Here is a 275-nt window from a genome sequence, read left to right as displayed (position 1 = left end):
GCTCGGCGCATCGCTTGCCGTCCCCCCGGAACAGCGCAAGTGAGCGCAGCAGCGTCCCGGTATCCCCCTCAGTGATAAAAGCGTCCCGGAAGGCTTTGCCGGTCTCTGGGTTGAACAGGCCATCGCGCTCGAACCGCTCAAAAGCCTGGCGGGCCAGCACACCGGACCACGGGTAGGAATACAGTTTGGCCCCATAGCTCCCCATCGGTTGTTCGAAGCGGTTGATCGGGCGGGCGCCATCAGGCCACTGCAAGTACCCCACTTCAGCGTTGGCC

General features: G+C 64.0%; 1 protein-coding gene. It reads right to left on the bottom strand.

The features are described 5' to 3' along the window. Positions 1-275 (bottom strand): M3 family metallopeptidase (locus tag AAEZ06_RS27245; RefSeq protein ID WP_350617210.1); only part of this gene is annotated, 275 nt, incomplete at both ends.

The organism is Pseudomonas sp. HY7a-MNA-CIBAN-0227 (assembly GCF_040310325.1).
Lineage (GTDB): Bacteria > Pseudomonadota > Gammaproteobacteria > Pseudomonadales > Pseudomonadaceae > Aquipseudomonas.
The sequence above is the reverse complement of the archived record's forward strand: the minus strand, read 5'-3'. Positions and strand labels throughout refer to the sequence as shown.